Annotated in this window: 11 protein-coding genes, 1 other RNA gene and 1 riboswitch; of the genes, 4 read left to right on the top strand and 8 right to left on the bottom strand. The window is 65.7% G+C overall.

Going from position 1 to position 12476, the window contains the following annotated elements:
• Positions 1-37 precede the first annotated feature (37 nt).
• The 4 genes from recR to ffs all read right to left on the bottom strand — a co-directional run bounded on the left by recR (position 38) and on the right by ffs (position 3370).
• Entirely contained in the window at positions 38-640 is a 603-nt protein-coding gene (recR, locus tag KIO74_RS11770; protein ID WP_213332156.1) for a recombination mediator RecR, read from the bottom strand.
• Between the two features lie 216 nt (positions 641-856).
• Complete coding sequence (locus tag KIO74_RS11765) at positions 857-1180, bottom strand: YbaB/EbfC family nucleoid-associated protein (RefSeq protein ID WP_213332155.1); 324 nt, start codon at positions 1178-1180, stop codon at positions 857-859.
• A 25-nt stretch (positions 1181-1205) separates the two neighbouring features.
• The gene (locus KIO74_RS11760; RefSeq protein WP_213332154.1) at positions 1206-3116 is read right to left on the bottom strand and encodes a DNA polymerase III subunit gamma/tau; all 1911 of its coding nucleotides are present in this window, start codon (positions 3114-3116) and stop codon (positions 1206-1208) included.
• 156 nt (positions 3117-3272) lie between these two features.
• An RNA gene (gene ffs, locus KIO74_RS11755) (signal recognition particle sRNA small type) lies at positions 3273-3370 on the bottom strand.
• Between the two features lie 168 nt (positions 3371-3538).
• On the opposite strand from ffs, the gene nudC reads away from it, so the two are divergent.
• Positions 3539-4516: an NAD(+) diphosphatase gene (gene nudC / locus KIO74_RS11750; protein ID WP_213332153.1), complete on the top strand. Its 978-nt coding sequence runs from the start codon at positions 3539-3541 to the stop codon at positions 4514-4516.
• Between the two features lie 43 nt (positions 4517-4559).
• Here the strand turns inward: nudC and KIO74_RS11745 are convergent, their stop codons facing one another.
• Together KIO74_RS11745 and KIO74_RS11740 are read right to left on the bottom strand one after the other, a co-directional pair.
• Entirely contained in the window at positions 4560-5156 is a 597-nt protein-coding gene (locus KIO74_RS11745; protein WP_213332152.1) for a GNAT family N-acetyltransferase, read from the bottom strand.
• A 164-nt stretch (positions 5157-5320) separates the two neighbouring features.
• Complete coding sequence (locus tag KIO74_RS11740) at positions 5321-6178, bottom strand: prephenate dehydratase (RefSeq protein WP_213332151.1); 858 nt, start codon at positions 6176-6178, stop codon at positions 5321-5323.
• Between the two features lie 231 nt (positions 6179-6409).
• Here KIO74_RS11740 and KIO74_RS11735 point away from each other — a divergent pair, with 231 nt between their 5' ends.
• Positions 6410-6967 (top strand): c-type cytochrome, encoded by a 558-nt coding sequence (locus KIO74_RS11735; protein WP_213332150.1) that lies wholly within the window; start codon positions 6410-6412, stop codon positions 6965-6967.
• 85 nt (positions 6968-7052) lie between these two features.
• Here the strand turns inward: KIO74_RS11735 and KIO74_RS32215 are convergent, their stop codons facing one another.
• Positions 7053-7973: an OmpA family protein gene (locus tag KIO74_RS32215; protein ID WP_283772122.1), complete on the bottom strand. Its 921-nt coding sequence runs from the start codon at positions 7971-7973 to the stop codon at positions 7053-7055.
• 735 nt (positions 7974-8708) lie between these two features.
• On the opposite strand from KIO74_RS32215, the gene KIO74_RS11725 reads away from it, so the two are divergent.
• Positions 8709-9008, top strand: coding sequence for a hypothetical protein (locus KIO74_RS11725; protein WP_213332149.1), 300 nt, complete (start codon positions 8709-8711; stop codon positions 9006-9008).
• Positions 9009-9569: 561 nt separating this feature from the next.
• On the opposite strand, the gene thiC is transcribed toward KIO74_RS11725, so the two are convergent.
• Positions 9570-11468 (bottom strand): phosphomethylpyrimidine synthase ThiC, encoded by a 1899-nt coding sequence (thiC, locus tag KIO74_RS11720; RefSeq protein ID WP_213332148.1) that lies wholly within the window; start codon positions 11466-11468, stop codon positions 9570-9572.
• A 227-nt stretch (positions 11469-11695) separates the two neighbouring features.
• A riboswitch (TPP riboswitch) is annotated at positions 11696-11817 on the bottom strand.
• 230 nt (positions 11818-12047) lie between these two features.
• Here thiC and KIO74_RS11715 point away from each other — a divergent pair.
• A complete protein-coding gene (locus KIO74_RS11715) occupies positions 12048-12440 on the top strand; it encodes a PRC-barrel domain-containing protein (RefSeq protein WP_213332147.1) in 393 nt (130 codons plus the stop codon).
• Positions 12441-12476: the final 36 nt, after the last annotated feature.

The raw sequence follows: 12476 nt of genomic DNA, 5'->3' as shown, positions 1-12476 counted from the left end.
TCCCGGCCACGGCCGATGGTCGTTGCCGGCGCAGCCTTCAGAACGTCGTGCGCTGGCGGATGGCTGCGGCGAGGGTGCCTTCGTCGAGATAATCGAGCTCGCCACCCACCGGCACGCCGTGGGCGAGGCGAGTGATCTTCACGGGATAGGATGACAGAAGGTCGGTGATGTAATGCGCCGTCGTCTGCCCGTCGACGGTGGCATTGAGCGCCAGCACGATCTCGGTCAGGCCCGGCTCGGCGGCGCGGGCGACGAGCCTGTCGAGGTTGAGGTCCTCGGGGCGGATGCCGTCGAGGGCCGAGATCACGCCGCCGAGGACGTGGTAGCGGGCATTGATCACGCCGGCCCGCTCAAGCGCCCAAAGGTCGGCGACATCTTCCACGACGACGAGAAGCGTCGGGTCGCGGCGGGCGTCGCAGCAGATGGTGCAGGGATCGGCGGTATCGATATTGCCGCAGGAGGTGCAGACCAGCACGCGCTCGGCCGTGACCCGCGTCGCGTCGGCGAGCGGCACGAGGAGTTGCTCCTTCTTCTTGATCAAAGTCAGCGCCGCCCGCCGCGCCGAGCGCGGCCCAAGGCCGGGCAGGCGGGCCAGCAGCTGGATCAGCCGTTCAATCTCGGGGCCGATGGGGGAGGGCATGATCTGAACCGATCGTCTGGAAACGCAATGCGGCTGCGCCGTTCTCAGCCTTTCCCCGGCGGGGAGAGGTCGGACGCGTGGCGTCCGGGAGAGGGCCATAACCGCGGTTGTAGCCCTCACCCTCTCCCTCTCCCTCGGGGGAGAGGGAACGCAAATAAGTCCATCGTATCACTTGCGGAAGGGTGGATCGTTTCTCTCCGCCGGAAGGAGATCGGTCTAAAACGGCAGCTTCATGCCGGGCGGTAGGGGAAGGCCCTTGGTCATCTCACCCATCTTGTCCTGCATCAGCCGCTCGGCCTTGGCCTTGGCGTCGTTGACGGCGGCGACGACGAGATCTTCGAGGATCTCCTTTTCGCCCGGAACGATAAGGCTCTCGTCGATGGCGATGCTCTTCATCTGACCCTTGGCGGTCGTCACGACGGTGACCGCCCCGCCGCCGGCCGTGCCGGTAACCTCGAGCGCCTCGAACTCGGCCTGCATGTCAGCGAATTTCTGCTGCAGGCCCTGCGCCTGTTTCATCAGCCCCATCAGGTCACGCATCGGTCACTCCCGTCTCAATCCCGAATCACCTGTCGTCTAGATAGGACAGGTCGTCGTCGGATGCGAGCGCTCCCCCATCCTCGGTCGCCTCGTCCGTCTCGGCGATCGCCGGCAGCGGCTCCTCGGCCGTGGCCGCTATATCGCGGATATCGACGATGGCGGCCCCGGGAAACCGCGACAACACGGCCTGAACGAGCGGATGCCCCTCCGCGCCGCTGCGGCGCTCTGCCTCGCGGGCCTGTGCCATTTCGTGCAGGGTCGGCGCGCCGGGCTTCGACGAGAGCGCGACCATCCAGCGCCGGCCGGTCCATTCCTGCAGGCGCTTGCCGAGATCGCCCGCGAGCGTTCGGCTCCCGCCCTCGCGCAGCGCGATTTCGATAAGCCCGTCCTCGAAATGGACGAGATGGGCGTCCTGCTCCAGGGCGCGTTTCAGCACGATATCGCGCTGTTCACCGGCCAGCGCCACCACATCCTCGAAGCGCGCCAGCCGGATCTGCGGCTCGGCCGAGGCGCGGACCACCTCGCGGGCTGGGTCCTGACGTGGCGTCGCGTCAGCCAGTAGGGCTGAGCCGGTATTGGCGGCGATCGTCAGGCGAGGCCCGCCGCCGCTGCCGCCGCCACTATTGCCGCCGCCACCGTCGCTAGGACGGGAGCCGCCGTTACCCCCGGTGGAGGGCGCGCCATCGCGCAGGGTGCGCAGCGCCTCGTCCGGGGTCGGCAGGTCGGCGGCATAGGCGAGGCGCACCAGGAGCATCTCGGCGGCCGCGATGGGACGTGCGGCCTGCTGGACCTCGGGCAAGCCCTTGATCAGGATCTGCCAGCTCCGCGCCAGAATGCGCAAGGAGAGCCGTGAGGCGAGGTCGGCGCCCCGCAGCCGCTCGGCCTCGGTCAGCGCCGCGTCCCTGCCGGCATCGGGCACCAGCTTGAAGCGCGTGACGAGGTGAATGAAGCCAGCGAGGTCGTTGAGGACGACATAGGGGTCTGCGCCCGCGTCGTATTGCGCGGTCAATTCAGCGAGCGCGGCGGCGAGGTCTCCGCGCATCACAGCCTCGAAAAGATCGATCACGCGAGCCCGGTCCGCGAGGCCGAGCATGGTACGGACCTCGTCGGTGGTGACCGCGCCGCCGCCATGGGCGATGGCCTGGTCGAGCAGCGACAGACTGTCGCGCGCCGAGCCCTCGGCGGCACGCGCGATCAGCGCCAGCGCCTCCGGGTCCGCATTGACGCCTTCTGCGTCGGTGATGCGCCCAAGGTGGGCAACGAGCGCGCCGGCATCGATGCGGCGCAGGTCGAAACGCTGGCACCGTGAGAGGATCGTCACCGGCACCTTGCGGATTTCGGTGGTGGCGAACACGAATTTCGCGTGCGGCGGCGGTTCCTCCAGCGTCTTCAGGAAGGCGTTGAACGCCTTCTCCGAGAGCATGTGGACCTCGTCGATGATGTAGACCTTGTAGCGCGCCGAACTTGGGGAATAGCGGATGCCGTCGATGATCTGGCGGACATCCTCGACCCCGGTGTGGGAGGCGGCGTCCATCTCCAGCACATCCACATGGCGCGATTCCATGATCGCGGCGCAATGGCGCCCGAGGGCCGGCATGTGGATTGTCGGTTGGGAGGGGCCGCCGTCGAGCGGCTCATAGTTCAGCGCGCGCGCCAAAATGCGCGCCGTCGTCGTCTTGCCGACGCCGCGTACGCCGGTCAGCATCCAGGCCTGCGGAATGCGGCCGGTCGAGAAAGCGTTGGAGAGCGTGCGCACCATTGCCTCCTGCCCGATGAGATCATCGAAGCTCAGGGGGCGATATTTGCGCGCGAGAACACGGTAGGCCGGGGCAGGAACGGCCGAGGGTGGCGGCATATCGAAGCCGGGCAGCGCGGGACCTGCTTCATCCTCGGCGGAGGCGTGCGGCACGTCGTTGGCGCTGGGCTGATCGGTCATTGCACCCGTTCGGTCATCTCATCGGGCCGGTTCGGCCAAGGCCACCACACACCAAGGCCATCTCACACCGGCGGGATCGCACGCTGGGCGCAGGCCCCCATGCTGGACGCGGGCTCCCATGCCGGACGGTTGTCGCCGGAGATCCGACGATGACAAGGTGGGAGGCTGGACGAAGACCCGCCCGATTCTCGTTAGGGCTGCTTCCTTCCGGATCTGACCCGGTTGGCGAGTGGAACGTCCAACGCCAACCTCCCACCGCCTATATCGTGGAAAGACGGGGCCGATGCAAGCCATCCGGGGTGTAATTCGCAAACCCTGTGCAAGACGTAAGGGGCCCGCGCGGCGCTGCCCGGGAGCATGAGCGAAACGGCTCTTCTGTCTATCCCGGGGCTCAGGTAGAAGAAGGGCCGAAAGGCTGTGCCATGACGCATGATGATTCCAAGACCGCGCCGATTGCTCCGCTCGCGGCGACGCTGGACCGTTCCGGGCGCGTAGGCTTCGCGATCAATCGCCTGGAGCGGCATTCGGAAGGGCGGGAGAACGCCGAAACGGTTGGCGCCTTTCGCCAGAGACCCGATGCCGCGACCTTCGTGCTCGCTGGCGACGTGCCGATCCTGAAGCGTGAGCCCGCTCTCGATCCGCGCTTCACGCTGGCGGAGGCGGCGGCGCTCGGCGCGGATGGCGAGAGCATCTTCCTCGGCACAATCGCCGGCGTGCCCCTTTTCACGACGATGCTGGCGAGCGATGCTGCGAGCGTCATCGCCGAGCGGCCGCATCTCGATGCCGTGGATCTTCGTTCACTCGCCTCGCAGGGGCTCTTGTCCCCGGAGGTTCTCGGCCCTCTCGGTGAAGCCAAGGCCATCCTCCATTGGCACGCGCGCCACCGCTTCTGCGCGAATTGCGGGGCGAGAACACGGGTGGAGGCGGCAGGCTGGCGGCGCATCTGCGACACCTGCGGGGCCCAGCATTTTCCGCGGACAGACCCCGTCGTCATCATGCTCGCCGTGAGAAACGGCCATTGTCTTCTTGGTCGGCAGCCCCGCTTCACCGACAAGATGTACTCGTGTCTCGCCGGCTTCGTGGAGCCGGGCGAGACCATCGAGGATGCCGTGCGCCGCGAGACGAAGGAGGAAGCGGGGCTCGCGGTCGGCCGCGTCCGTTACCTCGCCTCGCAACCCTGGCCGTTTCCAGCCTCGCTGATGATCGGCTGCATCGCCGAGGCGTTGCATGACGAGATCACCATCGACCGGCTTGAGCTCGAGGACGCGCGCTGGTTCTCCCGCGGCGAGGCGGCCGCGCTTCTGGCAGGCACGCATCCCGACGGGCTGTCGTCTCCCAAGCCCTTCGCCATCGCCCACCATCTCCTCCACGCCTTCGTGCATGAGGGAGAGGCGTTCTGATCGTTCTGAAACGCGGCCGGCCTGAACCGGCCAGCCGACAGGGCTATTTGGAGGATGGAATGCAAGGCGCGAGCGGCATCATGCCGAGGCTGCGCCCTGGTGAATGATGCAAAGATCCATGCTGGCCGTCGTCGAACAAGGCGAGATCGCTTGCTTTCGGCCAGATGAGCGCGAGTTCGGTATTGCCCGCCCCCTGCTCGTCGTCGCGCGAGCCTGTGACGACCGCGCCGAGCGAGCGGGCGAAAACCACCGCCGTCACATTACGATGGAAGACCCAAAGTCCGACATCCGCGACGTCACGCTCGGCGAATTCCCGGGCCATCCGTCCCATGAGGGCACTTCCGATGCCGCGCGAACGAAACTGCCGCGCGACGTGGACTGCGTAAATCTCGCCAAAGGTGCCGAGTTCACCATCCCGAGCGGGACCGCAGGCGCCGAAACCGACCAGCTGGCCGTCGTGTTCCGCCACCACCACGGTACCTTCGTCAGCCAGCAGGGTCCGCCAGTCCCGACGAGCGCGCCAGCTGCTGAGTTCCCGAACATCCATGAGGCTGAGATAGGTCTCCTGCCAAACATGCTCGTAAAAGCGGGAGACATTGGCCATGTCGCAGCTGTCTGCGTGTCTGAACGTGGGCGTCATTGGCCTTCCCTCTCATCGTGCGGGGGTAAACTCGCGTGAGAGAAAGGCCATAAAAGGGCGACGAAGGGATGACGGCCGTCTTTTTTCAGCTCTCATGGAAAAGGAAGGCCGAAAGGCAAAGCTCGCGTTCGACGATCCTTTCCTCCTGTACCTGCTCGACGGCCTTATTCCGCTGGGATCTGGGTCGCGCGGAAGGGATGCGCCGGATAGACGCCGAGAATGCGCAGTTCCTTCGAGAAGAAGCCGATTTCCTCGAGGGCGTTCTTCAGCGCGGGATCATCGGGGTGGCCATCGACCTCCGCATAGAACTGCGTGGCGTGGAAATGTCCCTCGACCATGTAGCTTTCGAGCTTGGTCATGTTGACGCCGTTGGTCGCGAAGCCGCCGAGCGCCTTGTAGAGCGCCGCGGGCACGTTGCGCACGCGGAAGACAAAACTCGTCACCGTCGGGCCGTTTCCGGCCGGGGCCCATTGCGGCTCACGCGCCAGCACGACGAAACGCGTCGTATTGTGTGCTTCGTCCTCGACGTCCTCCATCAGGATGTCGAGCCCATAGATCTGCGCGGCCAGGCGCGGCGCGAGCGCGGCTTGCGTCGGATCGTTCCATTCCGCCACCAAGCGCGCCGAGCCGGCCGTGTCGGCGGCAACAACGGCGCTGAGGCCGAGCTTGCGAATGATTCGCCGGCATTGGCCGAGCGCGTGCACGTGGCTGTGCACGGTCTTGATGGTGGCGAGCGTCGCCCCTTTCGGCGCCATCAGCTGGAAATGGATGGGCAGAAAGAACTCGCCGATGATATGCAGCCCCGACGTCGGCAGGAGATGATGCATGTCGGCGACGCGGCCGGCGATCGTATTATCGATCGGGATCATGCCGAGGGTAGCCGTACCGTCGGAAATCGCCGCAAGCGCGTCCTCGAACGTCGCGCAGGGCAGGGGCTGCCACGTCGGATAGACATCCTCGCAGGCGATATGGGAATTGGCGCCCGGTTCGCCTTGGTAGGAAATCACTTCGGGCAGGGACATCGGCTCGTCTCCTCGAAATCATCACTCCCCCAAAGCCGCTGATGCCGGAAAGCGGCAAAAGGTAGCAAAGGGGAAGCCGCTTATACGAGTTGCCAACCCGGCTTCAAAGCGGGTAATCAGACTTTGCTGCATGTCCTTGCGCTGTGCGGCCACGTTATTGCTATCAACGTTCGCCTGAAGCCTACCAATCGGCCTCAGCCCATTGGCCGCACCGGAGCCGCTGTTTTGTCGATGCAACAGCTAGATTCTTTTGAGCTCAACAAGATCTTCGGCGCCATCCTTGGCACCTGCGTTTTTGCGATGGGCCTTGGCATTGTGGCCAGCGCGATCTTCTCGCAGAATCCGCCGGCCGTACCCGGCTATGACCTGCCGGCGCCCGAGGAAGGCGCGGGCGCGGCCGCCCCGGCTGCCGTGGAAGTGGTACCGATCGCCGTGCGCTTGCAAACAGCTGACGCCGCCCGCGGCCAGAAGGCTGCGGCGAAATGCGCCGCCTGCCACAATTTCGTGGAAGGCGCTGGCTCGAAGGTCGGGCCGGATCTCTACAATATCGTCGATCGCCCGAAGGGCGAGGTTCAAGGCTTCGGTTATTCGGCGGCCATGAAGGAACATGCCGCCAAGGGCGAGAAGTGGGGCTATGAGGAGCTCGACCACTTCATCGCCAATCCGCGCAGTTACATGAAGGGCACGATCATGAGCTTCGCCGGCGTGGCGAAGCCGGAGGAACGGGCCGACCTGATCGCCTATCTGCGCAGCCTGTCCCATTCGCCGGTTCCGCTGCCGAACCCCTGATCGGCCGGGTCTCGCAACCTTAAACGACAATGGCCCCGGGATGGTCGCATCCCGGGGCCATTGTTTTGGGCCAAATGCGTGCGGCTTAACGCGCCGGTGGGGCGCTGCCCTGTGACATCAACGGCGTGATGCGGCGCAGGGTGACCCGGCGATTCTCGCGTGCTGGTCCCTCCGTCTGCACCTTCAAATACTGCTCCCCATAACCTTGGGTCACGAGATTCTCGGGCGGCACGCCATAGCTGTCGGTCAGAACCTGCGCGACCGCCTCGGCCCGCCGGTCGGACAGGGCGAGGTTGTCGGTGTCGGAACCAACCGCGTCGGTATGCCCTTCCACCAGAAATACCTCGTTGGCATTGCGCTTGATCACAGCCGCCAGACCGCGGGCGATGGCGTCCAGCCGACCAACCTCCGTGGGCGCGACATCGGCCGAGCCCGTGGCGAAAGTGATAGTATCCACATCGACGCGACGCATCTTCTCGCGCAGACGCTCATTATAACGGATCTCGTCGAGGCTGTAGGCTCGCTCCACCCGCTCCACGGGGGGGGCCAGAAAGGTCTCCTCGATCACGTCCGGTCCGACATCCTCAGCTTCCACGATATAGCGGTCGCGGGGAACGGCACCGAGCATAAGTGGCGGCAGTGCTACCAGCGGCGGGGCATAAAAGCCGGGACCGGCTGGTCGACGCGCCGGCCTGCGGCTGTTGTCGATGATGATCACGTCGCGCCCGTCCGGACCGCGCCGGATCCGGCGCATGAGGCGGCCATCGGCATCCTCCATGGTGACGATGCGGCTGCCGTCCGGTCGCACCACCGTGATGGTGCGCTCCCCGCCGCGTCCGCTAACCACATTCACATCGCGCGCGCCGCGTCGCAACCGCTCAACCTCGTCGTGGCGGATGACCTCGCGATCGCCCTCACGGATGATGACCCTGTTGTCGCCTTCGCGAATGATGGTGCGTCCATCGCGCTCCTCCACCTGCCGACGGCCGCGCCATTCCTCGCTCATGTCGCGGCCGGGAGGGCCGCCGAAGCCGGGCCTGTCACCCGGCTGCTGCTGCGCGCCGGGACGCGGGCCAGTAGGCGGCGACGGCTGGCCCAGGGGGGGCTGACTTGGGGGAACGGGCTGACTTGGGGGAACGGGCTGGCCCGGCGCGACCGGCCGCTCGGGCCGGGGTTGCTCTGCTGGCGGCTGCGCACCGCGTGTGGGCCTGTCGCCCGGCTGCTGTTGCGCGCCGGGGCGTGCGCCAGGGGGCGGCACAGGCTCGCCAGGTGGGGCGGACTGGTCCGGCGCCTGCCGTCCTGGGCGGGGGGGCGCCACCGGCGCGGGCCTTTCTGGTCGCGGTTGCTGCTGTTGTGTGTCAGGTCGCGCGCCAGGCGCCCGCGCTGGCTCTCCGGGACGATTGGGGCTCGGTGCCTGGCTCGGTGCCTGGCTTGGCACCTGGCCGGGTGCTTGGCGTGGCGGACGTCCACGTCCCTCCGGTTCCGGCCGGGGCGCTTCCGGTCGGGGAACGACCTCTCGTGGTGGCGCAGGCCGTGGCTCTTCGCGGGGGGCGGCCTCGGGGCGGACAGGGCGGCCGGGCGCGCGCTCTTCGGCTCCAGGTGGGAGGGGGCGACCATTGGGCGGGATAGCGGGGCGATCAGGCATGGATCGCGGCGCATCGGGGCGCTGGCCCTCAGGCCTTGGCACTTCTGACCTGGGCACTTCTGACCTGGGCACTTCCGGCCTCGGCCTTTCCGGTCGTTGCATCTCTTGCCTCTGCGGCATCTCTCGCCTCTGTGGCATCTCCTGACGCTGCATATCCGGTCGCGCGCCCTCGGGCCTGCCCGGCCCTCCGCCCGGCGGCTGCTGGCCGCCCTCGGGGCGCTCGCGGCCTTCTGGCCGCTGCCGTTGCGGACGGCCATCCTGATCGCCCGCGTCGGGCGCGCCCTGCGCAATCAGGAGCCGCGTTCCGTCTGGCGGCACGCGCGGCAAGCTATGCTGTGCAGGGTCCATGGATGGGGCCATGAACGCGGGGTCGAGGGGCGCAGCCGCCACGCGTAGTATCGGCATCGCTATCACCGTGCCGGCGAGCAAAGCGAAACGGGTCATCCGCATCAGTCAGGTCCTCTATCATTCGCACCGCCGCCCAGCACAGAGCCCCTAGAATCGAATGATCGAGGTCAACTGGCGATTATGACGATAATAAGTTCTGGCAAATGCATCAGATCGATGAACGGTTGTTCATAAAACGAGGAAAGGGATTTTATTTGACGCGACGGCAGAGATATTAGGTGTGAAATCTTGACTATTGCGTTCCGCGCCGATTTGTAGCTTCTCTGTCGTTTCAGCGGTGAAGTCTAAGCAGCCTGAAGGGGGCAGGGCACCTTGGCAGCCACACGCCGGGCCATCAGGTCAGTTGCCGCGCGCCGATCCCTCCCCTTCGGGGGAGGGTGGCGCCGCAGGCGCCGGGTGGGGTTCGCTCTGGTGCTGACCCGGCTGAGCGGACGGCCACACATGTATGGCCGCCAGAGCATTTCCCGGCCGCGCGGCCCCACCCGACCTCTTTGGCGCGCCGCCCCCTCCCCGAAGGGGCCCTAAGGGAGGGATCGGCGTGGCATTCCGCTAATCCGCCGGTACGTAGATGGCCGCCCCCTTGGCGTTGAACTCGCGCGCCTTTTCGGCAAGGCCCGCGAGGCGCTCGGCGTCGTCGGCAAGAGTCTCGATCGCAGAAGGCTCCATGGCGAGCGCCTCCGCGCGCAGATCCTGCGTGATCTTCATCGAGCAGAATTTCGGCCCGCACATCGAGCAGAAATGCGCGACCTTGTGGGCCTCCTTCGGCAGGGTCTCGTCGTGGAAGGCACGCGCGGTGTCCGGATCGAGGCCTAAGTTGAACTGGTCCTCCCAGCGGAACTCGAAGCGCGCTCGGGACAAGGCGTCGTCGCGCAGCTTGGCCGCGGGATGGCCCTTGGCGAGATCGGCGGCATGGGCGGCGATCTTGTAGGTGATCACGCCGGTCTTCACGTCGTCCCGGTTCGGCAGTCCAAGATGTTCCTTGGGTGTGACATAGCAGAGCATCGCCGTGCCGAACCAGCCGATCATCGCAGCCCCGATAGCGGAGGTGATGTGGTCGTAGCCCGGCGCGATGTCGGTGGTCAGCGGCCCGAGCGTATAGAAGGGGGCCTCGCCGCAGGTGGCGAGCTGCTTGTCCATATTGGCCTTGATCTTGTGCATCGGCACATGGCCCGGTCCCTCGATCATCACCTGGCAGCCCTTGTCCCAGGCCACTTTCGTCAGTTCGCCAAGCGTGTCGAGCTCCGCGAACTGGGCGGCGTCATTGGCATCGGCGATCGAGCCGGGCCGGAGGCCGTCGCCGAGCGAAAAGGTGACGTCATAGCGATGCATGATGTCGCAGATCTCGTCGAAGCGCTCATAGAGGAAGCTTTCCCGGTGATGGGAGAGGCACCAGCGCGCCATGATCGAACCGCCGCGCGAGACGATGCCGGTGACGCGCCGCGCCGTAAGGGGCACATAGGCCAGACGCACGCCGGCGTGGATCGTGAAATAGTCCACGCCCTGCTCGGCCTGTTCGATGAGCGTGTCCTTGAACACCTCCCAGTCGAGCTTCGCCGGGTCGCCGTCTACCTTCTCCAGCGCCTGGTAAATCGGGACCGTGCCGATGGGCACGGGCGCGTTGCGCATGATCCACGAGCGGATATTGTGGATATTGCGCCCGGTGGAAAGGTCCATCACCGTGTCGGCACCCCAGCGGATGGCCCAAACCAGCTTCTCCACCTCGTCGGCGGCCGAGGAGGTGACGGCCGAATTGCCGATATTAGCGTTGATCTTCACCAGGAAGTTGCGGCCGATGATGGTGGGCTCGAGCTCGGGATGATTGATGTTGGCGGGGATGACCGCGCGGCCCCGCGCCACCTCCTCGCGCACGAATTCCGGCGTGATGAAGCTGGGGATGGCGGCGCCGAAGTCCTCGCCGTCGGCGCGGCGCTCCTGCGCACCCGCGAGCATCGCCGCGCGGCCTAGATTCTCGCGATGGGCGATATAGACCATCTCCTCGGTGATAATGCCGGCGCGGGCATAGTCGAGCTGCGTGACCGGCTGCCCGGCTCGGCCGGACAGCACGGCGCGTTCGGCTGGGCAGGGCGCGACAAGCTTGTCAGGGGCGATATTGCCGTTGTCCTCCGGTCTCACCGCGCGTGGCGCGATCGCGGTCAGGCTGCGCGTCGCGAGCCATGGCGCGCGGGGCTGGGCGAGGCCGCTGTTGAGATCGATGGCGGCCCCAGGGTCGGTGAAGGGGCCGGAAGTGTCATAGACACGGAACGGGGCCTCGCCGGAGGCGGGATCAAGCGCGATTTCGCGGAAGGGAACGCGGATCTCGGGATGATCCGGCGCGGTGGAATAGATCTTGGCCGATCCCGCGACGGCGCCGGTGGTGACGGCTGCGGGCGTTGGGGTGATGGTCTGGCGCGCTTTCGCATGCGCCTTGGATGGCTGATGAATGTTCATGGATCTCCTTTTCCGGAGAACCCTCGCCGGAGCGAAGGCGCCCCGGTTCGTTAATGAGGAGAGCCTCCGCCCACGGCATTCTCAAGCGAAGTGGATAGGGCTTCGCGTGAAGACGATGCGGTCGAGCGAGCCCATTTCCGATCCGACAGGATCGAAATTGGGTTCAAGCGGATGCACTCCTGGTTTGAGAAGATCCGGGTGACAGCGATCTGATGGAATCGTGAGGAGCCTTGCACCTTTTCCGTCCCTTCGCCGGCATGACCCGGATCAGGTCCTAAGGGTCACCGCGGTGCTCTTTCACAAGCCGGCGGAATCTCAGCCCCCTCACGGGGCCCCCCTCGGAACAGGCGATGAGAATGAGCGGTTATGACCGTGCTGTCAATGCGCCTGCGGAGCCGGCGATGGACTCACTGCGGCAGGTCCGTTGGTGAGCGGCTTTTGCGCGGGAAGAACTTACAAATTATCGCAAAAACAAAGAACACATGGCGAAATAGAGCCATGGAACAAAATCGTACCGACGCCATTCTCAATAACGGAAATACGGATATCCATCCGCTGTGAATTTCAGGAGATTTAAGTATGGTTCGGATCGCAGTTGTAATCGCGGCTATTGGACTTTCGACGGCGGCGTTTGCACAGAATGCACCGACGCCTGCTCAGGGGCCAAGCTTTGTCACAGTTGAGCAAGGGGCATTGGCCAGTTCGCTCAAAGGGCTGAATGTCAGGAACGCCGGCGACGAGAACGTTGGCGAGATCGAGGACGCGGTTGTCGATGGGACGTCGATCCGTGCCTACATCCTCTCTGTAGGGGGCTTCCTCGGCATGGGCACGCATTACGTTGCTGTTGCTCCGTCCGCGCTGATGCTGACGTGGAGCGAGGCGGACAAGAAGTGGAATGCACGCATGAATGCGACGAAGGACCAGTTGAAGGCGGCGCCGCAGTTCAAATACGAGGGGCGCTTCGCCAAATAAAGGATTGGCCGCACAAAAACTTGGTCAACTGAAAAG

It is taken from the genome of Chelatococcus sp. HY11 (genome assembly GCF_018398335.1).
Classification (GTDB): Bacteria; Pseudomonadota; Alphaproteobacteria; order Rhizobiales; family Beijerinckiaceae; genus Chelatococcus.
The sequence above is the reverse complement of the archived record's forward strand: the minus strand, read 5'-3'. Positions and strand labels throughout refer to the sequence as shown.